General features: G+C 59.8%; 21 protein-coding genes and 1 pseudogene. 10 read left to right on the plus strand and 12 right to left on the minus strand.

All coding sequences use genetic code 11. From position 1 onward, the window contains the following. Positions 1-83: 83 nt before the first annotated feature. The 5 genes and pseudogenes from argB to coaBC all read right to left on the minus strand — a co-directional run bounded on the left by argB (position 84) and on the right by coaBC (position 4336). Positions 84-989, minus strand: a complete 906-nt coding sequence (argB, locus tag PMI18_RS28015; RefSeq protein WP_007894690.1) for an acetylglutamate kinase — start codon at positions 987-989, stop codon at positions 84-86. A 17-nt stretch (positions 990-1006) separates the two neighbouring features. Then, a pseudogene (locus tag PMI18_RS28010) lies at positions 1007-2410 on the minus strand (phosphomannomutase/phosphoglucomutase); the annotation flags it as partial. Continuing rightward, positions 2401-2601: a hypothetical protein gene (locus PMI18_RS0129225; RefSeq protein ID WP_033035623.1), complete on the minus strand. Its 201-nt coding sequence runs from the start codon at positions 2599-2601 to the stop codon at positions 2401-2403. The pseudogene PMI18_RS28010 and the gene PMI18_RS0129225, both read right to left, overlap by 10 nt. Positions 2602-2666: 65 nt before the next feature. Beyond that, a complete protein-coding gene (dut, locus tag PMI18_RS28005; RefSeq protein ID WP_007894692.1) occupies positions 2667-3122 on the minus strand; it encodes a dUTP diphosphatase in 456 nt (151 codons plus the stop codon). A 5-nt stretch (positions 3123-3127) separates the two neighbouring features. Next, positions 3128-4336: a bifunctional phosphopantothenoylcysteine decarboxylase/phosphopantothenate--cysteine ligase CoaBC gene (gene coaBC, locus PMI18_RS28000; protein WP_007894693.1), complete on the minus strand. Its 1209-nt coding sequence runs from the start codon at positions 4334-4336 to the stop codon at positions 3128-3130. 135 nt (positions 4337-4471) lie between these two features. On the opposite strand from coaBC, the gene radC reads away from it, so the two are divergent. Then, positions 4472-5146, plus strand: a complete 675-nt coding sequence (gene radC / locus PMI18_RS27995) for a RadC family protein (protein WP_007894694.1) — start codon at positions 4472-4474, stop codon at positions 5144-5146. A 79-nt stretch (positions 5147-5225) separates the two neighbouring features. On the opposite strand, the gene PMI18_RS27990 is transcribed toward radC, so the two are convergent. Then, the gene (locus tag PMI18_RS27990) at positions 5226-6815 is read right to left on the minus strand and encodes an ABC transporter substrate-binding protein (RefSeq protein ID WP_007894695.1); all 1590 of its coding nucleotides are present in this window, start codon (positions 6813-6815) and stop codon (positions 5226-5228) included. Positions 6816-7259: 444 nt separating this feature from the next. Here PMI18_RS27990 and rpmB point away from each other — a divergent pair, with 444 nt between their 5' ends. Together rpmB and rpmG are read left to right on the plus strand one after the other, a co-directional pair. Then, a complete protein-coding gene (gene rpmB, locus PMI18_RS27985) occupies positions 7260-7493 on the plus strand; it encodes a 50S ribosomal protein L28 (RefSeq protein WP_007894701.1) in 234 nt (77 codons plus the stop codon). 11 nt (positions 7494-7504) lie between these two features. After that, on the plus strand, positions 7505-7660 hold the full coding sequence (gene rpmG / locus PMI18_RS27980) for a 50S ribosomal protein L33 (protein ID WP_007894709.1): 156 nt from the start codon (positions 7505-7507) through the stop codon (positions 7658-7660). Positions 7661-7742: 82 nt separating this feature from the next. On the opposite strand, the gene PMI18_RS27975 is transcribed toward rpmG, so the two are convergent. Both PMI18_RS27975 and PMI18_RS27970 read right to left on the minus strand, forming a co-directional pair. Next, positions 7743-8015 (minus strand): hypothetical protein, encoded by a 273-nt coding sequence (locus PMI18_RS27975; protein ID WP_007894710.1) that lies wholly within the window; start codon positions 8013-8015, stop codon positions 7743-7745. A gap of 108 nt (positions 8016-8123) precedes the next feature. Continuing rightward, positions 8124-8486: a cupin domain-containing protein gene (locus PMI18_RS27970; protein WP_007894712.1), complete on the minus strand. Its 363-nt coding sequence runs from the start codon at positions 8484-8486 to the stop codon at positions 8124-8126. Positions 8487-8713: 227 nt separating this feature from the next. On the opposite strand from PMI18_RS27970, the gene PMI18_RS27965 reads away from it, so the two are divergent. Both PMI18_RS27965 and PMI18_RS27960 read left to right on the plus strand, forming a co-directional pair. Next, entirely contained in the window at positions 8714-10207 is a 1494-nt protein-coding gene (locus tag PMI18_RS27965; protein WP_007894714.1) for an aldehyde dehydrogenase, read from the plus strand. A gap of 185 nt (positions 10208-10392) precedes the next feature. Next, on the plus strand, positions 10393-11538 hold the full coding sequence (locus PMI18_RS27960) for an MFS transporter (protein ID WP_007894716.1): 1146 nt from the start codon (positions 10393-10395) through the stop codon (positions 11536-11538). A 185-nt stretch (positions 11539-11723) separates the two neighbouring features. Here PMI18_RS27960 and PMI18_RS27955 read toward each other — a convergent pair whose 3' ends face one another. Next, a complete protein-coding gene (locus tag PMI18_RS27955; RefSeq protein WP_007894720.1) occupies positions 11724-13304 on the minus strand; it encodes a phospholipase D family protein in 1581 nt (526 codons plus the stop codon). Between the two features lie 56 nt (positions 13305-13360). Next, positions 13361-14782 (minus strand): aminotransferase-like domain-containing protein, encoded by a 1422-nt coding sequence (locus PMI18_RS27950; RefSeq protein ID WP_007894722.1) that lies wholly within the window; start codon positions 14780-14782, stop codon positions 13361-13363. A 179-nt stretch (positions 14783-14961) separates the two neighbouring features. Here PMI18_RS27950 and PMI18_RS27945 point away from each other — a divergent pair, with 179 nt between their 5' ends. Next, positions 14962-15207: a DUF1127 domain-containing protein gene (locus PMI18_RS27945; RefSeq protein ID WP_007894724.1), complete on the plus strand. Its 246-nt coding sequence runs from the start codon at positions 14962-14964 to the stop codon at positions 15205-15207. A 143-nt stretch (positions 15208-15350) separates the two neighbouring features. Here PMI18_RS27945 and PMI18_RS27940 read toward each other — a convergent pair whose 3' ends face one another. Then, complete coding sequence (locus tag PMI18_RS27940) at positions 15351-16664, minus strand: NAD(P)/FAD-dependent oxidoreductase (protein ID WP_007894726.1); 1314 nt, start codon at positions 16662-16664, stop codon at positions 15351-15353. 147 nt (positions 16665-16811) lie between these two features. On the opposite strand from PMI18_RS27940, the gene PMI18_RS27935 reads away from it, so the two are divergent. Then, a complete protein-coding gene (locus PMI18_RS27935; protein ID WP_007894729.1) occupies positions 16812-17165 on the plus strand; it encodes a YkgJ family cysteine cluster protein in 354 nt (117 codons plus the stop codon). 126 nt (positions 17166-17291) lie between these two features. Here the strand turns inward: PMI18_RS27935 and PMI18_RS27930 are convergent, their stop codons facing one another. Beyond that, entirely contained in the window at positions 17292-17780 is a 489-nt protein-coding gene (locus tag PMI18_RS27930) for an Lrp/AsnC ligand binding domain-containing protein (protein WP_003206849.1), read from the minus strand. A 156-nt stretch (positions 17781-17936) separates the two neighbouring features. On the opposite strand from PMI18_RS27930, the gene dadA reads away from it, so the two are divergent. The 3 genes from dadA to alr all read left to right on the plus strand — a co-directional run bounded on the left by dadA (position 17937) and on the right by alr (position 20750). Then, complete coding sequence (dadA, locus tag PMI18_RS27925; protein ID WP_007894735.1) at positions 17937-19241, plus strand: D-amino acid dehydrogenase; 1305 nt, start codon at positions 17937-17939, stop codon at positions 19239-19241. After that, positions 19213-19566, plus strand: coding sequence for a RidA family protein (locus PMI18_RS27920; protein WP_007894740.1), 354 nt, complete (start codon positions 19213-19215; stop codon positions 19564-19566). Before dadA ends, PMI18_RS27920 begins: the two co-directional genes overlap by 29 nt. 110 nt (positions 19567-19676) lie before the next feature. Continuing rightward, positions 19677-20750: an alanine racemase gene (alr, locus tag PMI18_RS27915; protein ID WP_007894743.1), complete on the plus strand. Its 1074-nt coding sequence runs from the start codon at positions 19677-19679 to the stop codon at positions 20748-20750. The last annotated feature ends 64 nt before the right edge of the window (positions 20751-20814 follow it).

The raw sequence follows: 20814 nt of genomic DNA on the forward strand, positions 1-20814 counted from the left end.
CGTCAGCTCCTACAGGGTTTTCGTACATCCGAAAATCCACTGTCGTAGAAGCTGCCGAAGGCTGCGATCTTTTTAAGTTTGAATCAGTGACGCTTGCGATTGCTGATCAAAGTGCCCACACCGGTGTCGGTGAAGATTTCCAGCAGAATCGCGTTCGGCACTCGACCATCGATGATCAACGAGCTGCCCACGCCGCCTTGTACCGCTTCCAGCGCGCAACGAATCTTCGGCAGCATGCCGCCATAGATAGTGCCGTCGGCGATCAGGTCGTCGACCTGTTGAGTCGTCAGGCCGGTCAGTACCGTGCCCGACTTGTCCATCAGGCCGGCGATGTTGGTCAGCAGCATCAGCTTCTCGGCTTTCAGTGCCTCGGCCACTTTACCGGCCACCAGATCGGCGTTGATGTTGTACGACTCGCCGTTGGCGCCGACGCCGATTGGCGCGATCACCGGGATGAAGTCGCCTTTGACCAGCAGGTTCAACAGGTCGGTGTTGATGCCGACCACTTCGCCGACGTGGCCGATGTCGATGATTTCCGGCTGGGTCATTTCCGGCGTCTGACGGGTGACGGTGAGCTTTTTCGCGCGAATCAGCTCGGCATCTTTGCCGGTCAGGCCGATGGCGCTGCCGCCATGACGGTTGATCAGGTTGACGATGTCTTTGTTGACCTGGCCGCCGAGGACCATTTCCACCACGTCCATGGTTTGCGCGTCAGTCACGCGCATACCATCGATGAAGTGGCTCTCGATCGACAGGCGCTTGAGCAGGTCGCCGATTTGCGGGCCGCCGCCGTGAACCACCACCGGATTGATGCCGACGGCTTTCATCAGCACGATGTCGCGGGCGAAGCCGGTTTTCAGCTCCTCGCTTTCCATCGCGTTGCCGCCGTATTTGATCACCAGCGTCTTGCCGACATAGCGGCGAATGTAAGGCAGCGCTTCGGACAGGACCTTGGCGGTGTTGGCGGCGGCTTCGCGTTCGAGGGTCATTCAGGGCTCCGGGTGAATCAGAACGGTAGTTGGAGATCAGGTGCAACACGCTTCAACTGGACGTGGAAAACGTCCTTGATGCGCTGCAATTCAGCCTCGTCATCGGCCTCGAAGCGCAGCACCAGCACCGGTGTGGTGTTGGAGGCGCGAACCAGGCCCCAGCCTTTGGCATAGTCGACTCGCACGCCGTCAATGGTGGTCAGGTCGGCGCCTTCACCCCATTGCGCATCGTGCAATGCATCAATGATGCTGAATTTGCTCTCTTCGGTCACATGGATATTGATCTCTGGCGTAGAAATATCGTTCGGGAAGGTTGCAAACAACTCTTCCGCGGTGGATTTTTCCTTGCTGAGGATCTCCAGCAGCCGTGCGGCGGCGTAAATGCCATCGTCGAAACCGAACCAGCGTTCCTTGAAAAAGATATGCCCGCTCATTTCGCCGGCCAGCAGGGCACCGGATTGTTTCATTTTCTTTTTGATCAACGAATGACCAGTCTTCCACATCAGCGGTCGACCACCATATTCCTTGATCAGCGGAATCAGGCGGCGGGTGCATTTGACGTCGAAGATGATTTCCGCGTTCGGGTTGCGCGCCACGACGTCGCGGGCGAACAGCATCAACAGACGATCAGGGAAGACGATGCTGCCGGTGTTGGTGACAACGCCCACGCGGTCGCCGTCGCCGTCGAAAGCCAGGCCCAGGTCGGCGTTGGTTTCCTTGACCTTGGCGATCAGGTCGACCAGGTTTTCAGGCTTGCCCGGGTCCGGGTGGTGATTCGGGAAGTTGCCGTCGACTTCGCAGAACAGCGGGATGACTTCGCAGTTCAGGGCTTCGATCAGCTGCGGGGCGATTACGCCGGCCGCGCCGTTGCCGCAATCGACCACTACTTTCAGGCGACGGGCCAGTTTGATGTCCTGGACGATTTCAGTGTTGTAGCGGTCGAGGATTTCGACCTTGGTGATGCTGCCCTTGCCGCTGCTCAGGTTGTTGGTCTTGAGGCGGTCGTGCAGGGCCTGGATCTGTTCGTTGGCCAGCGTGTCGCCAGCGATGACGATCTTGAAGCCGTTGTAGTTCGACGGGTTGTGACTGCCGGTGAGCATCACGCCGGATTTGCCAGCCAGTACGTTGGCGGCGTAGTACAGCGCAGGGGTTGGCACCAGGCCGACGTCGCTGACGTGGCAACCGCTGTCGGCCAGGCCCTGGATCAGTTGTTCCACCAGTTCCGGGCCGGACAGGCGACCGTCACGGCCGACGGACACATTGGGTTCGTTCTGGGCCAGGCTCTGGGAGCCGATGGCGCGACCAAGCCAATAAGCGGTTTCAGCGTTCAAGAATTCCGGGACGGTGCCGCGAATGTCGTAGGCGCGGAAGATGCTGTCGGGGAATTTGGGTGCGACTTGGGCTGGGGTGCTCATTTCTGGAAATGCTCCATCTCTAAAGTGGCTGGACAAACCTGCGAAAAATTCGTGGGCTGGCTCAAACTGAAGGGTATGACGGCGTTTTCGGCAGAGAGTTCGTGGTGTGTAAAGGCCATGCCATCAGCATCGGCGAACAATTGGCCGGCCAATGCCTTGATTTCCAGTGGTAAACCTTCCAGATGACGTCTTTGCAATTTTCATCCTTAAAATGCAGAGGACAGGTCAGGCCGGGCAGGGCTCCCAGCCTGAGTGCCGATGATCAGTGGCTGCCCGAGTGTCCGAAACCACCGGTACCACGCTGGGTTTCGACGAACTCTTCGACCATTTCAAAATGCGCTTGAACCACCGGTACCAGCACCAATTGGGCCAGGCGTTCGCCTACCACCATGTTGAAATCGGTCTGGCCACGGTTCCAGCACGACACCATCAGCGGGCCCTGGTAATCGGAGTCGATCAGGCCGACCAGATTGCCCAGCACGATGCCGTGCTTATGGCCAAGGCCTGAGCGCGGCAGGATCAGCGCGGCCAAACCTGGATCGCCAATGTAGACAGACAGGCCCGTCGGAATCAGCAGGGTTTCGCCCGGCTTGATGACGGTGTCTTTTTCCAGCATGGCGCGCAGGTCGAGGCCAGCGGAGCCAGGGGTGGCGTACTGCGGTAGCGGGAATTCGGTACCGATGCGGGGGTCGAGGATCTTGGCTTGCAAAGCGTGCATGTAAATTAAACCTGGTTCAGACGTTCGGCGATAAAAGTGATCAGCTGGCGAGCGATTTTGCTCTTGCTGGTCTGGGCGAAGAGTGTGGCGTGCAGTTCACGGTCGATCACGCTGCAGGCGTTTTCTTCGCTGTTGAAGCCAATACTCGGGTTCGCGACGTCATTGGCGACGATCAGATCGAGGTTCTTGTCTTTCAACTTGCGGGCAGCGTAATCGAGCAGATGTTCGGTTTCGGCGGCGAAGCCGACACTGAACGGACGGTCGGGACGGGTGGCGATGGTGGCCAGGATGTCCGGGTTGCGCACCATCTGTAGCAACAAGCCGTCGCCGTTCGTAGGGTCTTTCTTGAGTTTCTGTGGGGCGACGACTTCCGGACGGTAGTCCGCGACCGCTGCTGAGGCGATGAACAGGTCGCAAGGGATCGCGGCTTCACACGCGGCGAGCATGTCGCGGGCGCTGACCACGTCGATGCGCGTGACGCGATCCGGAGTCGGCAGGTGCACCGGGCCTGTGATCAGGGTCACGCGGGCGCCGGCTTCTACCGCGGCTTCGGCCAGGGCAAAGCCCATTTTTCCGGAGCTGTGGTTGGTGATGTAGCGCACCGGGTCGATGTTTTCCTGGGTCGGGCCGGCGGTGATCAGCACGTGCTTGCCGGTCAGCGCCTGGCGCTGGAAGCAGTCTGCCGCGCACTGGGCGAGGTCGGTGGCTTCGAGCATGCGGCCCATGCCGACGTCGCCGCAGGCCTGGCTGCCGGAAGCCGGGCCGAAGACCTTGAGGTCACGGCTTTCGAGGGTTTGCAGGTTGGCCTGGGTCGCCGGATCGCGCCACATGGCCTGGTTCATCGCCGGGGCAACCGCGACCACCGCGTCGGTGGCCAGCACCAGCGTGGTCAGCAGGTCGTCGGCAATGCCTTGGGCCAGTCGGGCGATCAGGTCCGCGGTGGCGGGAGCGATCAGCACCAGGTCGGCCCACTTGGCCAGCTCGATGTGGCCCATCGCGGCTTCGGCCGCCGGGTCCAGCAAATCGAGATGGACCGGATGCCCGGACAAAGCCTGCATGGTCAGCGGGGTAATGAATTCGCTGCCGCCACGGGTCATGACCACGCGCACTTCGGCGCCCTGATCGATCAGGCGGCGAACCAGCTCGGCGCTCTTGTAGGCAGCAATGCCGCCGCCGACGCCCAGAACGATGCGTTTCCGATACAGCCGCTGCATAGGTCTGCCTTTCATTTCGTTGATGACTGCATGGCGATACCCCCTCCCCAGGAGTGAAATCGCCCGCAAAAAAGATGGGCTACGATATCACAGCGACCGCTACGGAACAGCGGCGCCCACAGACATGGAGGTGTTATGAGCATTCGCGATTGGCCGGCGGCCGAGCGGCCGCGGGAGAGGTTACTGGAGTTAGGCTCGGGGAGTCTTTCGGACGCCGAACTGCTGGCGATTTTTTTGCGTACCGGCGTATCCGGCAAAAGTGCGGTAGATCTGGCGCGACACTTGTTGACTCAGTTTGGCGGGCTGCGTTCGCTAATGGAGGCTGATCAAAAAACATTCAGCAAACAATTAGGGCTCGGACCCGCGAAATTCGCTCAGTTGCAGGCAGTTCAGGAAATGGGCAGACGGCATTTGGCTGAACGCTCGCGTTACAAGTCGGCGTTGGAAAATCCGCAAGCTGTGCGTGATTATCTGAAGTCGATGCTCCGCCATGAGCCCCACGAGGTGTTTGGCTGCCTGTTTCTGGACTCCAAGCACCGGGTATTGGCGTTCGAAGCGCTGTTTCGCGGCTCCATCGACAACACCAGCGTCTATCCACGGCAGGTGGTCAAACGCGCTCTGGCTCACAACGCCGCAGCGCTGATCCTGTGCCATAACCATCCGTCGGGTAACCCCGACCCCAGTCAGGCCGACCGAATGCTGACCAAGCGTCTGCAAGAGGCGCTGGATTTGATCGATGTGCGGGTGCTCGACCATTTCATCGTCGGTGACGGCGATCCGCTGTCCATGGCCGAGTATGGGTGGATGTGAGGGAGGCAGCGGCAAGCTTCAAGTTTCAAGCGGCAAGCTGGAGCGAGTGCGCGGAATGCTTGAGCTTGCCGCTTGTAGCTTATGGCTTGAAGCTGATTTTTGAGTAGTCCTGTCGGCCGAACGGACTGACCTGATAGCCCTGCACATCCTTGCGAGTCAGCGCGAAGGCGGTTGGGTGAGCCAGCGGCAGCCACAACGCCTGTTGCTGGATCTGCGCCTGGGCCTGTTCGTAAAGCTTGGTGCGTACACCTTGCTCGCCAGTGGTCTTGCCGGCGCTGATCAGCTTGTCCAGATCCTGGTTGCAGTAGCGGGCGAAGTTGGTGCCGGATTTGACCCCCGCGCAGGAAAACTGCGGCGTGAGGAAGTTGTCCGGGTCGCCGTTGTCGCCAGCCCAGCCCATGAACAGTAGATCGTGCTCGCCGGCCTTGGCGCGTCGAATCAGCTCGCCCCATTCGATCACACGAATCTCGGCCTGGATGCCGATTTCCGCCAGATCGGACTGCAGCAATTGCGCCCCGAGGCTCGGATTGGGGTTCAGCAGGCTGCCGGAAGGGCGGGTCCAGATGGTGGTCTGGAAACCATTCTTGAGCCCGGCCTTGGCCATCAGCGCACGGGCCTTTTCGACGTCATGCGAGTAGCCCGGCAAGCCTTTGGCGTAGCTCCAGGTGTTGGGCGGATATGGGCCGTTGGCGGGTTCGGCGGTGTCTTCGAACACGGCTTTGACATAGTTGGCCTTGTCGAACGCGAGATTGATCGCCTGGCGTACTTCAGGTTTATCCAGCGGCGGATGCTGGCTGTTGATGCCAACGAAGGCGGTCATGAAGGCGTCAGTCTTTTCGACTTTCAGGGTTGGCTCTTTCAGCGCCGCCTGTACGTCCAGAGGCTTGGGTGACAGGGCGATCTGGCACTCGTTGCGGCGCAATTTCTGCAAACGCACGTTGGCATCCGGAGTGATGGCAAAGATCAGCGGGTCCACCGACGGCTTGCCACGGAAGTAATCCGGGTTGGCCTTGTAGCGAATCGAGGCGTCTTTCTGAAAACGCGTGAAGATGAACGGGCCGCTGCCGATCGGCTGGCTGTTGAGTTTTTCCGGGGTGCCGGCCTTCAGCAGTTTGTCCGCGTACTCGGCCGAATAGATCGAAGCGAAACCCATGCTCAGAGTGGGCAGGAAAGTCGAATCCGGGTGGTCGAGGGTGAAGCGGATGGTCAGCGGGTCCAATGCGTCGATCTTCTTGATCAACGCTGGTAATTGCATCGACTGGGCGTGCGGGAAACCGCTCTGGGCGACTTTGTGCCATGGGTTTGCCGGGTCGAGCATGCGGTCGAAGCTGAACTTCACGTCTTCGGCGGTCAGGTCACGCGTCGGGCTGAAGTATTCGGTGCGGTGAAATTTCACCTGCGGGTGCAACTTGAAGACGTAGGTCAGGCCATCGGGCGTGACTTCCCAGCTGTCCGCCAGGCTGGCGACCACTTTGCCGCTGGCCGTGTCGAAGTCCACCAGGCGGTCCATCAGCACGTCGGCCGAGGCGTTGGTGGTGGTCAGCGAGTTGTATTGCACCACATCGAACCCCTCCGGGCTGGCTTCAGTGCAGACGCTCAAGGCGGCAGCATGGGCCAAGGGGCTCAGTAGAAGCGGGGCGAGCAGCAGCGGTAGGGCAGCAAGGCGCATGGTCGGATTCCTTTACAGATCGAAGGCCCATCTGCAAGTGCAGTCTGGAAAAGTCTTACCCTAGTGGGCTCTTTTGCAAATGACTATCCCCTTTTTCATTTTAAGGGGACTATGTGCGCTTGTTTCGGTGATGCGGGCCGAAGAAAACCCGGAATCGGTCGGTTGGCCGATTCTCTGCGACGAGCGGTCTTAATCGACGACAGCCTTTATCCAAGGCGCCCGGTGGCCGAAAAATGGGGAATTTATCAAGTCCGCGCACACGGAATGTTGTTGCTCTCCAGTCTTTCTGGTATAAAGCAGCGCTCTTTTCTAGGGGCCCGGTTCCTTCACTGTAGGTGTAGCCGGTAAGACCTCTAAAGAAACGCGGCGCCTGGCGCCAAATGACTGAGAGATTAAGCGGCCAACCCATGCCGGGTTGGGCATGTGGTTTTAGAGGGCTGAGGCATGTCGAGAGTATGTCAAGTTACCGGTAAGGGTCCGGTGACTGGGAATAACATTTCCCACGCAAACAACAAAACCCGTCGTCGTTTCCTGCCGAACCTGCAGCATCACCGCTTCTGGGTTGAAGAAGAGAAACGTTTCGTGCGTCTGCGCGTATCTGCCAAAGGCATGCGTATCATCGACAAGCGTGGCATTACTGTCGTGCTGGCCGAAATCCGCAAAGCTGGCAAGATCTAAGGGAGCTAATCATGCGTGAATTGATTCGTTTGATTTCGAGCGCCGGTACTGGTCACTTCTACACTACCGACAAGAACAAGCGCACTACTCCGGACAAAATCGAGATCAAGAAATTTGATCCGGTTGTTCGCAAGCACGTGATCTACAAAGAAGGCAAAATCAAGTAATTGATTTTCCCTCTTACGAAAAAGGCCCGTATCGCGAGATACGGGCCTTTTTTGTTGCCAGATGAACGGTTACACCGGGCGATCAACCGCAGGACATTCCAGTAATCTTCAAGTCCAGATCGGTGATGATTTTCAGGCGGTCTGGTTCAAATTCTTGTGTGACGGGATTGACTATAACCTTGGCTGCGCGTGCCTGTGCGCGAGCCTGCTCCAAAACCGTCCGGGTCAAATATTCGCCGATGAGATAGCTGGCCCGGTGCGCATAGCACTGCTTCGATTCGGCGGCGTGCGCCTGCATCTGGGTCATTGCAATGGTGAGACCTACCAGAAGCCCAGTGGTGAAGAGTCTGTTCATGAATTTTCGCTTCCATGTGAAAGATGATGGTATGGCTCCTTTTTCCAGGAGCCATACCAGCATCCGCCATGGTCAGCGAAGCCGTGCGGTAACTATTTATCGTGAATCTCAGGCCTTCTGTTCAAACACCACATAAATCTTGCGGCAAGGCTCCAGCACTTCCCAAGTACCGCGAAACCCTGCCGGGATCACGAACCGATCACCTACACGCAAGGTCTTGGCGTTGCCATCGTCGTCGCGCAGCACTGAAACCCCCTGAAGGATTTCGCAGTATTCGTGCTCGGTGTAGTTCACTCGCCACTGGCCGACTTCGCCCTCCCAGACACCTGCATTCATCTGGCCGCACGGGCTGTTGTAATGGTTGTACACCGCTTGCTCCGGGTCGCCCTTGAGGACTTTTGCCGGGTCTGGCCGATAGCGATCGGGCTGGGTGTTGGCCTGGCTGAAATCGACGATATCCTGAATGCTCATGCTGGTATTCCCCCGTTATTGCGCTGGAAAATTGAAAGTCTATGTTTATTAAAATGAACATCGCAAGGCCGTTTGCCAGCCTTGTGTCAAATATATTGAAACTTCACCGGCCGCTGGTTTAGGGTAACGGTTGCCTTGAGCCGAAAAGCAGGCTGGCCGGGCAGAATTCCTGACAGCACCCGCATAGAACGCGGGGCACTCGTATTCAATAAGAGGAGGACACTCGTATGACCACCCTGACTCGTGCCGACTGGGAACAGCGGGCTCGCGATCTGAAGATCGAAGGCCGCGCCTACATCAATGGCGAATACACCGATGCCGTCTCCGGCGAGACCTTCGAGTGCATCAGCCCGGTCGATGGCCGTCTGCTGGGCAAGATTGCCAGCTGTGACGCCGCTGACGCCCAGCGTGCCGTGGACAACGCCCGCGCCACTTTCAATTCCGGCGCCTGGTCGCGCCTGGCGCCGACCAAACGCAAAGCCACCATGATCCGTTTCGCCGGCCTGCTGAAACAGCACGCCGAAGAGTTGGCCCTGCTCGAAACCCTGGACATGGGCAAGCCGATCAGCGATTCCCTGTACATTGACGTTCCAGGCGCGGCGCAAGCCCTGAGCTGGAGCGGTGAAGCCATCGACAAAATCTACGATGAAGTCGCCGCCACCCCGCACGATCAACTGGGGTTGGTGACTCGTGAGCCGGTCGGTGTGGTCGGTGCGATCGTGCCGTGGAACTTCCCGTTGATGATGGCCTGCTGGAAGCTCGGCCCGGCGTTGTCCACTGGTAACTCGGTGATCCTCAAGCCTTCCGAAAAATCGCCGCTGACTGCCATTCGCATTGCGGCGCTGGCCGTTGAAGCCGGTATTCCAAAAGGTGTGCTGAACGTGCTGCCGGGCTACGGTCACACCGTTGGCAAGGCCCTGGCCCTGCACAACGACGTCGACACCCTGGTGTTCACCGGTTCGACCAAGATCGCCAAGCAACTGCTGATCTACTCCGGCGAATCGAACATGAAGCGCGTCTGGCTCGAAGCTGGCGGCAAGAGCCCGAACATCGTGTTCGCCGATGCGCCGGACCTGCAAGCCGCCGCCGAAGCCGCTGCCGGTGCCATCGCCTTCAACCAGGGCGAAGTCTGCACCGCCGGTTCGCGCCTGCTGGTCGAGCGTTCGATCAAGGACAAATTCCTGCCGCTGGTGATCGAGGCCCTGAAAACCTGGAAGCCGGGCAACCCGCTGGACCCGGCAACCAATGTCGGTGCACTGGTGGATACCCAGCAGATGAACACTGTGCTGTCCTACATTGAGTCCGGTCACACCGATGGCGCCAAACTGGTGGCGGGCGGCAAGCGCATTCTTCAGGAAACCGGTGGCACTTACGTCGAGCCAACGATTTTCGATGGCGTGAGCAACGCGATGAAAATTGCCCAGGAAGAAATCTTCGGTCCGGTGTTGTCGGTCATCACCTTCGACAGCGCTGAAGAAGCCATTGCGATCGCCAACGACACGCCTTACGGTCTGGCCGCTGCAGTCTGGACCGCCGACATCTCCAAGGCTCACCTGACCGCCAAGGCGTTGCGTGCCGGTAGCGTGTGGGTCAATCAGTACGACGGCGGCGACATGACCGCGCCGTTCGGTGGCTTCAAACAGTCCGGCAACGGTCGCGACAAATCGCTGCATGCGTTCGACAAGTACACCGAGCTGAAGGCGACCTGGATCAAGTTGTAAGTCAGTAAAGGAGCCCGAATGTAAATCGGGCTCCTGAACGACGCAGATCCCCTGTGGGAGCGGGCTTGCTCGCGAAGGCGGTGTAACAGCCAACATTGATGTTGGATGTGATGGCCCCTTCGCGAGCAAGCCCGCTCCCACAGTGTTTTGTGCTGTACATAAAAATATCCACAGGAGCGTGGAACATGCGTTGGGCGACGTATTTCGCCGTTTTGGCGTCTGTCTTGAGTGTCGGCCTGGCCCTGGGTGTCAGCATGCCGTTGGTGTCGTTGCGTCTGGAAGGCTGGGGTTACGGTTCGTTCGCGATCGGCGTGATGGCAGCGATGCCGGCCATTGGCGTACTGCTGGGGGCGAAAATCTCCAGCCATCTTGCGGCCCGTCTTGGCACGGCCAATCTGATGCGCCTGTGCCTGTGGGCCGGGGCGGTCTCCATCGGCTTGCTGGCGCTGTGGCCGAGCTATCCGATCTGGTTGGTGCTGCGGTTGATGATCGGGGTGATCCTGACGCTCGTCTTCATCCTTGGCGAAAGCTGGATCAACCAACTGGTGGTCGAGCAATGGCGCGGCCGATTGGTGGCGCTGTATGGCAGTAGCTATGCGCTGAGTCAGCTGGCCGGGCCGTTGCTGTTGGGTGCGTTGGGCACCGAGCATGATTATGGCTTCTGGGTCGGTGTCGGTTTGCTGATGACGTCACCGTTCCTGCTGTTGGGCCGCGACGGCGCACCCACCAGCGAAGCCTGCAGCGTAACCCTCGGTGACTTGTTGACCTTCTGCCGCGGCTTGCCAGCGATTGCCTGGGCGGTGTCGCTGTTCGCTGCGTTCGAAGCGATGATCCTGACCTTGCTGCCGGTCTATTGCCTGCGTCAGGGATTCACGACGGAAATCGCCTTGGCGATGGTCAGCACCGTGGTGGTGGGTGATGCTTTGCTGCAATTGCCGATTGGCGCGCTGGCCGATCGCTTGTCACGGCGTACGTTATTCACCGGCTGTGCGATGCTCTTGTTGCTGTCGAGTCTGGCGATTCCGTTGCTGATCGACACGCTACTGATCTGGCCGCTGTGGGTGTTGTTTGGCGCCAGCACCGGCGGGTTGTTCACCTTGTCGCTGATCCTGATCGGCGAGCGTTATCGCGACGATGCGCTGGTGCGCGCCAATGCCCATATCGCGCAACTGTGGGGCATTGGTTGCCTGATCGGCCCCTTGGCAGCCGGTGCCGGGAGCCAGTGGATCAGCGGGCATGCCTTGCCATTGCTGATGGCGGCGGGCGCGTTGGGACTGGTGATTCTGGTATCGCGACAAGGGGCGTTTGGGACAGTTGCCGAACCAGCCTGAGCGCTGCACAACCCTGTGGCGAGGGGGCTTGCCTGTGGCGAGGGAGCTTGCTCCCGTCGGGTCGCGCAGCGGCCCTGAATCATGCGCCACCGCTTATTCAAATAGAACACGGATGCCGATTTGCGACTGCTGCGCAGCCGAACGGGAGCAAGCTCCCTCGCCACAATTCATCACCAGCGTCCTGACTACAACATCCGCTCCAGGCCGACCATGCTGCTGAACCATGAATTGAAGTGTCGCCACCAACCTCCCGGTTCTTTGGTCAATGTGCGCTGCTTGCCGTCATCTTCGGTGACCCAGATAATCTGCCCCTTTTCCAGCCGGGCCTGATAGCTGAGGGCAGGCGCCATACCCTCCAGTGCCAGTTCGCGCACCCGTCCGGCGAGCTGCGGGTTGTCTACCAGGACCCCGACTTCGGTGTTCCATAGGACCGAGCGCGGGTCGAAATTGAACGAGCCGATAAAGGCTTTCTGTCGGTCGAAAATCATCGCCTTGCTGTGCAGGCTGGAGTCGGAACTGCGGTAGGAGCTGCTGCCGCTGTGAAACAGGCGCGGTCCGCTGCCGCTATCACCGTTATCGCCGGGCTGGCGACGCAATTCGAACAATTGAACCCCATGCTCCAGCAAGGCTTTGCGATAAGGCGCGTAACCACCGTGCGTGGCCGGTACGTCGGTGGCTTCCAGTGAGTTGGTCAGCACACTGATCGATACGCCGGCATCGGCGCGACCGGTCAGGTAAACCAGCCCCGGTTGGCCGGGTACGAGGTAGGCTGAGACCATGATCAGCTCTTTGTTGACCCCATTGAGCTCGGGCGCCAACTGGGTGGTCAGCAACAAGTGCGGGTCAGGTTCGCCGTCGGACAGCACCTTGCTCGGTGCGTCCCACAGTGCCTGGTTCCAGGCCCAGATCAGCTCCCGGCGCCAGACATTCAGGCGCGGGTGAGTGGTGTAGGCCATTAACTGCTGATAAAGCGCGTGGTTCTGTTTGCGCGTTTCCTCCAGGGACTCGTCCAGTCGGATCCGGGTGTTTCTCAGATCCCTGGCTGTCGGCTTGGTCGAGAGAAACTGCTCGATCGGCTTGCTCAGGGCGCTGTTCCAGTACTGGTCGAAGCTGTGTCCCAACTGCTCTGCAACCGGTCCGACACTGAGCATGTCGATGTCGGTGAAATTCAGGTTGGGCTCGGCATCGAAATACTCGTCCCCCAAGTTACGCCCGCCAACGATAGCTGCGCTGTTGTCCGCCACCCACAGTTTGTTGTGCATGCGCCGGTGTTGCTGCGACAGGTTGAAGAACCGGCCCATCGTTCGCGTAACGACGGTGCTGCGGCCCAGGTGCAGCGGGTTGAATACGCGGATCTGAATCTTCGGATGGGCGGCGAGGGTCGCGATGATCCGGTCCAGGCCATCGCTGGTGGTGTCGTCGAGCAGAATCCGCACCCGCACGCCGCGGTCGGCGGCCTTGAGCAACTCGCTCACCAGTATTCGTGTGCTGATGCCGTCATGGACGATGTAGTACTGCAGATCGAGGCTGCTTTGAGCGTTGCGAATCAGCTCGGCGCGGGCGGTGAAGGCCTCGGCGCTATCGGAGAGCAAGCGAAAACCCGATTGGCCCTTATAGGGGAGGGCCTGGGCCTGGATCGAACGGCCGAACGCCGAGCCCGCCGCCGGCAGGGCCTGACTCGGTTCGCGAGGGACATTGAGTGTTGTACAACCACCAAGGAGCGAGGCGAGTAACAGAAGAGCAAGCAGGGGCTGTCTGATTCTCACGGAGCGTATTCCGGGTGGTGGCGGTTAGCATATGGACGCCGCTTCCCGAAGAAAGGTCAGTCGGTTTCCGCCAGCAGTTTGATGGCTGTCGCACCGACCTTGCGCACTGCTTCTTCGATCTGCGGGGTTGTTTTGGCAGCGTAGTTCATCCGCAGGCAATTGCGGTATTTGCCCGAGGCGGAAAAGATACTGCCGACAGCAATCTGCACGCCTTGATCATGCAGCGCGCGATTGAGTTTCAGGGTGTCGAAGCCCTCCGGCAGTTCGACCCACAGCATGAAGCTGCCTTGCGGACGGCTGGCCCGGGTACCGGCGGGGAAATAGCGGGTTACCCAGTCGATCATCGCGTCGCGATTGCGCTGGTATTGCGTGCGCATCCGCCGCAAATGTGGTTCGAAGTGCCCGGCCTTGAGAAATTCGGCAATCGCAATCTGTGGTTGCGGCGCGGTAGAGCCCGTGCTGATGTACTTCATGTGCAGCACCCGTTCCAGATAACGGCCCGGTGCGACCCAACCAATGCGCAGGCCTGGTGCCAGTGTCTTGGAAAAAGAACTGCAGAGCAGGACGCGGCCGTCTTCGTCGAAGGATTTGATCGTGCGCGGGCGCGGGTAGGTGTAGGCCAGTTCGCCATACACATCGTCCTCGATAATCGCCACGTCGAAACGCTGTGCGAGTGTCAACAACGCACGTTTGCGCGACTCCGGCATGATGTAGCCCAGCGGGTTGTTGCAGTTGGGAGTCAACTGTATGGCCTTGATCGGCCATTGCTCCAATGCCAGCTCCAAAGCCTCGAGGCTAATGCCGGTGAGCGGATCAGTGGGGATTTCCAGCGCTTTCATGCCCAGGCCTTTGAGCGTCTGCATGGCGCCGTGAAAGCTCGGTGAATCCACGGCGACGATGTCACCCGGCTCGCAAATGGCGCGGATGCTGGTGGACAGCGCTTCATGGCAACCGGTAGTGATCACCAGATCATTGGCGCTCAACTGGCAGCCGGAATCGAGCATCAGGCGAGCGATCTGTTCGCGCAATTCGAGGGTGCCGTAGATGTTGTCGTAATACAGACCGGGCATGTCCTGACGACGACTGATTCGCGCCAGGCTGCGCAGCAGCGGTTTCATGGTCGGCGTGGTGATATCCGGCATGCCGCGACCCAGTTGCACGACGTCCTTGCGCGGTACGGCGCGGATCAGTTCCAGCACTTGATCCCACTGCGAAATATCCACCGGTCGCTGGGCCGGCCGGCCAACCGCTGGCAGCTCCGGCAGTTCGCGACTTACGGGCACGAAGTAGCCGGACTTGGGTTTGGGCATCGCCAGGCCAACGTCTTCCAGCACTCGATAGGCCTGCTGCACCGTGCTCAGGCTGACCCCGTGTTCAACACTCAATGCCCGCACCGAGGGTAACCGGTCGCCGGGGCGATAAAAGCCCTGTTCGATACGCGTGCCGAGCAACTCGGCGAGGTTGACGTAAAGGGTCATGGCGCAGTCTCGGTGTGAGTGATTCGGTTAACCAGTACAGATGGGGCGAAAATATGTGATTCAGAGGCTGAAACGGAAAATCTGTATGGAGTTAATACGTTCTTGTTGAATCTGTAATGCTTTTCGCCGTCCGCGCATCATGAAAGCTCTGGCTACCCAAGTAAACAGGAGCGACGAAAATGAACGGCTTGAGCGATGTGCGGCTGACGTTACACAGTCAGGAACTGGCGGCAGGGCAAAAAAACGGCACACGCGAGGCGGTGATGCGCAACGCGCCGTCCTGCCTGGGTCGCTGGGGCCTGTTCTGGCATCGTCTGCACACGCGCAAGGTGTTGCTGGAATTGACACCGGAACAGCTCAGGGACGTCGGATTGAGTCTGGAACAGGCGCAGGAGGAGGGGCTAAAGCCTTTTTGGCGGATCTGAATATTGCGGCGGTTTATAGATCCATTCGCGGGCAAGCCTCGCTCCTACACAGATTCGCGTCGATTACGGGATTGCCGCTCGACAAAATCCCTGTAGGAGCGAGGCTTGCCCGCGAAGGCGTCGACACAGACGCCGAAAATCTTTCAGACCAACTCCTTCATCCGATGCCACAGCATCCCCAACGCCAACAACGGCGAACGCAAATGCTTGCCACCCGGGAAGGTGATATGCGGCACCTTGGCAAACAGGTCGAAACCTCCGCTCTGCTGGCCGCTGATGGCCTCAGCCAACAACTTGCCCGCCAGATGCGTGGCGTTCACCCCATGGCCGGAATAGGCCTGGGCGTAATACACATTAGGCTGCTCCTTGAGCCGACCGATCTGCGGCAGGCGATTGGCGCCGATGCCAATCATCCCGCCCCATTGATAGTCGATTTTCACCCCGGCCAGTTGCGGGAACACCGCCAGCATCTTCGGTCGCATGTACGCGGCGATGTCTTTCGGGTCGCGTCCTGAATAATGGCAGGCACCACCGAACAGCAAACGTCGGTCGGCCGAGAGTCGGTAGTAATCCAGCGCCACCCGTTGATCGCAGACCGCCATGTTTTGCGGTAACAAGGCGTGAGCCTGTTCTGCGCTCAAGGGTTCGGTCGCGATGATGTAACTGCCGGCGGGCAGCACCTTGCCGCCGAGTTGCGGGTTGAGATCGTTGAGGTAGGCGTTGCAGCCCAGCACCAGCGTCTTCGCGCGAACCGTGCCCTGGGCGGTGTGGACCTTGACCTCGGGGCCGTAATCGATGCGGGTCACTGCCGATCGTTCGAACAGCTTCACGCCCAATTGTCGGGCAGCTGCCGCTTCACCGAGTGCCAGGTTCAAGGGGTGCAGATGTCCGGAGCCCATGTCGATCAGACCGCCGACATAGCGGTCGGAACCCACCACGCTGTGCATTTCATTGGCTTGCAGCAGACGGGTTTCGTAACGGTAACCGAGGCTGTGCAGCTCGATGGCGTCTTCGGCGAAGCCTTCCAGCTCTTGAGCCTTGTTGGCGAGGTCGCAGTAACCCCAGGTCAGGTCGCAAGGGATCTGAAAGCGCTCGATCCGCTGTCGGACGATTTCCACCGCTTCCAGGCCCATCAATTTCATCTGACGCACGCCGTCGACGCCGATCACGTTGGCGAATTGATCGAGACCATGGCCGACGCCCCGAATCAACTGCCCGCCATTGCGTCCACTGGCGCCCCAACCGATTTTGTGCGCTTCTAGCAGCACCACGCTAAAACCCCGTTCGGCCAGTTCGAGCGCGGTGTTCAGCCCGGAGAACCCGCCGCCCACCACGCACACGTCCGCAACCAGTTCACCTGTGAGCACCGGCAAATCGGGCTGCGGCAGGCTGCTGGCGGCGTAATAAGAGGCCGCGTGTTGATGGCTCGAGGCCGGTTGCTGAACGGGGGCGTTCATATCCGTCATCCTGATGCGTGTGTTTGAAAAAGTTGACGGAGCATAAGCCGCCGCTTCGGACGCGGGCAACACCGGTCGGTTGGCGCTGTCTGGATCGGGGCTTTTGCGTCAGAATCCCGGTCTATTCCAATTTCGGTCACCGCTTCGATGAGTTGCAACAGTCAGAAGATTCGCACGCTGCGCCAGCAGATTCCCTCTTTCGAGTGCGTGCCCGGCTGTCATGACTGCTGTGGGCCGGTGACCACCTCGCCCGAAGAAATGTCCCGCCTGCCGCGCAAGACCCGGGCCGAGCAGGATGCGGCGATGGATGAACTCAATTGCGTCCATCTGGGCCCCAATGGTTGCACGGTGTATGACGAGCGACCGCTGATCTGTCGGCTGTTCGGTACCACCAAGACGTTGCCATGCCCCAACGGGAGACGGCCGGTGGAGCTGATTCATCCACGGGTCGAGAAGCAGATTCATGAGTACATGGCTTCGACGCGGCAGGTTTTGGTTTAGTTGTTTGATCGTTCCCACGCTCTGCGTGGGAATGCCTCTTCGGACGCTCTGCGTTCGGCTCTGGATGGGACGCAGAGCGTCCCGGGCTGCATTCCCACGCGGAGCGTGGGAACGATCGGTGTAGGCTCAATCCGGAATCGGCAGGTTCAAGCTCTCTTTCACTTCTTCCATCACGATATAGCTTTTGGATTCGCGCACATGCGGCAACTTGAGCAGGATGTCGCCCAGCAGTTTTCGGTACGAGGCCATCTCGGAAATCCGTGCTTTCACCAGATAATCGAAGTCCCCTGACACCAAATGGCATTCCAGTACGTGGGGCAGTTTCAGCACCGCGCGTCGGAACTCTTCGAAAGTATCGCCGGATTTGTAGTCGAGGCTGATCTCGACGAACACCAGCAGGCTACCCTTGAGGTGCTGCGGATTCAGGCGGGCGTTGTAGCCCATGATGATCCCTTCGCGCTCCAGTCGTCGTACCCGTTCGGTACAGGGTGTGGTGGAGAGGCCGACCTTTTCCCCGAGCTCGGTAAAGGAAATGCGCCCGTCCGCTTGCAGGATCCGCAGGATGTTGCGGTCGATCTTGTCCAGCTCACGTTTGGTCTGAGTGTTGGTCCGCATAGGGGATGCGCCTCCGTGAAAAGGGTTTTTGCCGAGAATTGTCGCCAAATATAGGCACTTATATAGTGAAAAGCACTGGCTAATCTTTTTTAAACTGCCCACATCTTCGGTCTGCACAATAAACGTCAGCGGTAAGCCGCGATGAGGGATATGAAAATGCGCGTTCTGGTCTTGGGTAGCGGCGTCATCGGTACCGCCAGTGCCTATTATCTGGCACGGGCCGGCTTTGAGGTGACGGTGGTTGACCGTCAGCCAGCGGCGGCCATGGAAACCAGTTTCGCCAACGCCGGGCAGGTTTCGCCGGGTTATGCCTCGCCGTGGGCCGCGCCGGGCGTGCCGCTCAAAGCCATCAAGTGGCTGTTGCAGCGTCACGCGCCATTGGCGATCAAGGCCACCGCCGACATCGACCAATACCTGTGGATGGCGCAAATGCTGCGCAACTGCACCGCCAGCCGTTACGCGGTGAACAAGGAGCGCATGGTGCGCCTGTCCGAATACAGCCGTGACTGCCTCGACGAGTTGCGCGCCGAAACCGGCATTGCCTACGAAGGCCGCAGCCTCGGTACTACCCAACTGTTCCGCACCCAGGCGCAGCTCGATGGCGCCGCCAAAGACATCGCCGTGCTGAAAGAGTCCGGCGTGCCGTTCGAACTGCTCGACCGCGCCGGCATTGCCCGGGTCGAACCGGCCCTGGCCAGTGTCACCGACATTCTCGCCGGTGCCTTGCGTCTGCCGAACGACCAGACCGGCGACTGCCAGATCTTCACCACCCGCCTGGCCGAAATGGCCACGAAGCTGGGTGTGGAATTCCGTTTCGGCCAGGACATCCAGCGCCTCGACTTCGCCGGTGATCGCATCAACGGCGTGTGGATCGACGGCAAGCTGGAAACCGCCGATCGCTACGTGCTGGCTCTTGGCAGCTACTCGCCGCAACTGCTCAAGCCGTTGGGCATCCGGGCTCCGGTGTATCCGCTCAAGGGTTACTCGCTGACCGTGCCGATCATCAACCCGGCGATGGCCCCGACGTCGACCATTCTCGACGAGACCTATAAGGTCGCGATCACCCGTTTCGACAACCGCATCCGCGTCGGCGGCATGGCGGAAATCGCCGGTTTTGACCTGTCGTTGAACCCACGTCGGCGCGAAACCCTGGAGATGATCGTCAACGACCTTTATCCTCAGGGCGGCGATCTGGCCCAGGCGAGTTTCTGGACCGGCCTGCGTCCGACCACTCCGGACGGCACGCCGATTGTCGGTGCCACACCGTTCAAAAACCTGTTCTTGAATACGGGCCACGGCACGCTCGGCTGGACCATGGCCTGTGGTTCCGGTCGTTTGCTGGCTGACCTGATGGCGAAGAGAACGCCGCAGATCAGCGCTGAAGGCCTCGATATTTCCCGTTATGGCAACAAACTCAAGGAGTCCGCAAAACATGTCAATCCAGCGCCAGCTCACCAATGAACGCATGAGCCAGATCGTCGTCCACAACAGCACTGTTTATCTGGCAGGGCAGGTCGGCGATGACATGAGCGCCGGGATTGAACAGCAGACCCGTGAAACCCTCGCCAACATCGAGCGTTTGCTGGATCTGGCCGGGACCGACAAGAACCGCCTGCTGTCGGTAACGATTTACCTGAAAGACATCGACGCGCATTTCGCAGGCATGAATTCGGTGTGGGACCAGTGGCTGCCAAAAGGCGTCGCTCCGGCCCGCGCGACGGTCGAATCGAAGCTGTGCGAACCGCAAATCCTGGTCGAGCTGTCGGTTGTTGCCGCACTGCCATAACGCTGTACCGTAAAGCCAAGCCAGAAAGATCCCTCTCCCGGTGCTGTTGGCGGTTCACGCTGTCAGCCAGCGCCGGTTTTTTTTCAATGACCGACTAGAAGTCTGCCGCCATGCGTCCAGCCCGTGCCCTGATCGACCTTCAAGCCCTGCGCAACAACTACCGGATCGCCCGCGAAGTCACCGGGGCCAAGGCCCTTGCGGTGATCAAGGCCGATGCCTACGGCCATGGCGCGGTACGCTGCGCCCAGGCGCTGGAAGCCGAGGCGGACGGGTTTGCCGTGGCGTGCATCGAAGAAGCGCTGGAACTGCGCGCCGCCGGCATTCGTGCGCCAGTTTTGCTGCTGGAAGGTTTTTTCGAAGCCGATGAGCTGTCGTTGATCGTCGAGCATGACTTCTGGTGCGTGGTGCATTCGCTGTGGCAGCTCGAGGCCATCGAAAAAGCCGCGCTGAGCAAACCGATCACCGTCTGGCTCAAGCTCGACTCGGGCATGCATCGGGTTGGCCTGCATCCGGCGGATTACCAGGCGGCCTATCAACGGCTGCTGGCCAGCGGCAAAGTGGCGAAGATCGTGCTGATGAGTCACTTCGCCCGCGCCGATGAGCTGCACTGCCAGGCTAGCGCCGAACAGGTTGCGGTGTTCGAGGCGGCGCGTCAGGGGTTGTCGGCTGAAATCAGCCTGCGTAATTCGCCGGCGGTGCTCGGTTGGCCGCAGATTCCGAGCGATTGGGTGCGCCCGGGCATCATGCTCTATGGCGCGACACCGTTTGAAGAGGCCAATGCCGTGGCGTCTCGCCTGCAACCGGTGATGACCCTGGAATCGAAAGTGATTTGCGTGCGTGAACTGCCGGCCGGCGAGCCGATTGGTTACGGCGCGAAATTTGTCACCCCCAAACCGATGCGCGTGGGCGTGGTGGCGATGGGTTATGCCGACGGCTATCCACGTCAGGCACCGACCGGTACGCCGGTGCTGGTGGCCGGGCAGCGCAGTCAGTTACTGGGGCGGGTGTCGATGGATATGCTCTGTGTCGACCTGACCGACGTGCCGCAAGCCGGCCTTGGTTCGCCCGTCGAGTTGTGGGGCAAAAATATCCTCGCCAGTGACGTTGCGACGGCTGCGGGCACGATTCCTTACCAGATATTCTGCAACCTGCGTCGGGTGCCGCTGCTCTATTCCGGGGCCTGACGAAAAACGTTCCCGACCGAAAGTCGCTTCGCCAAACAGGATTCAGGCCCAAGTGTTGTAAATA

It is taken from the genome of Pseudomonas sp. GM102 (genome assembly GCF_000282555.1).
Lineage (GTDB): Bacteria > Pseudomonadota > Gammaproteobacteria > Pseudomonadales > Pseudomonadaceae > Aquipseudomonas.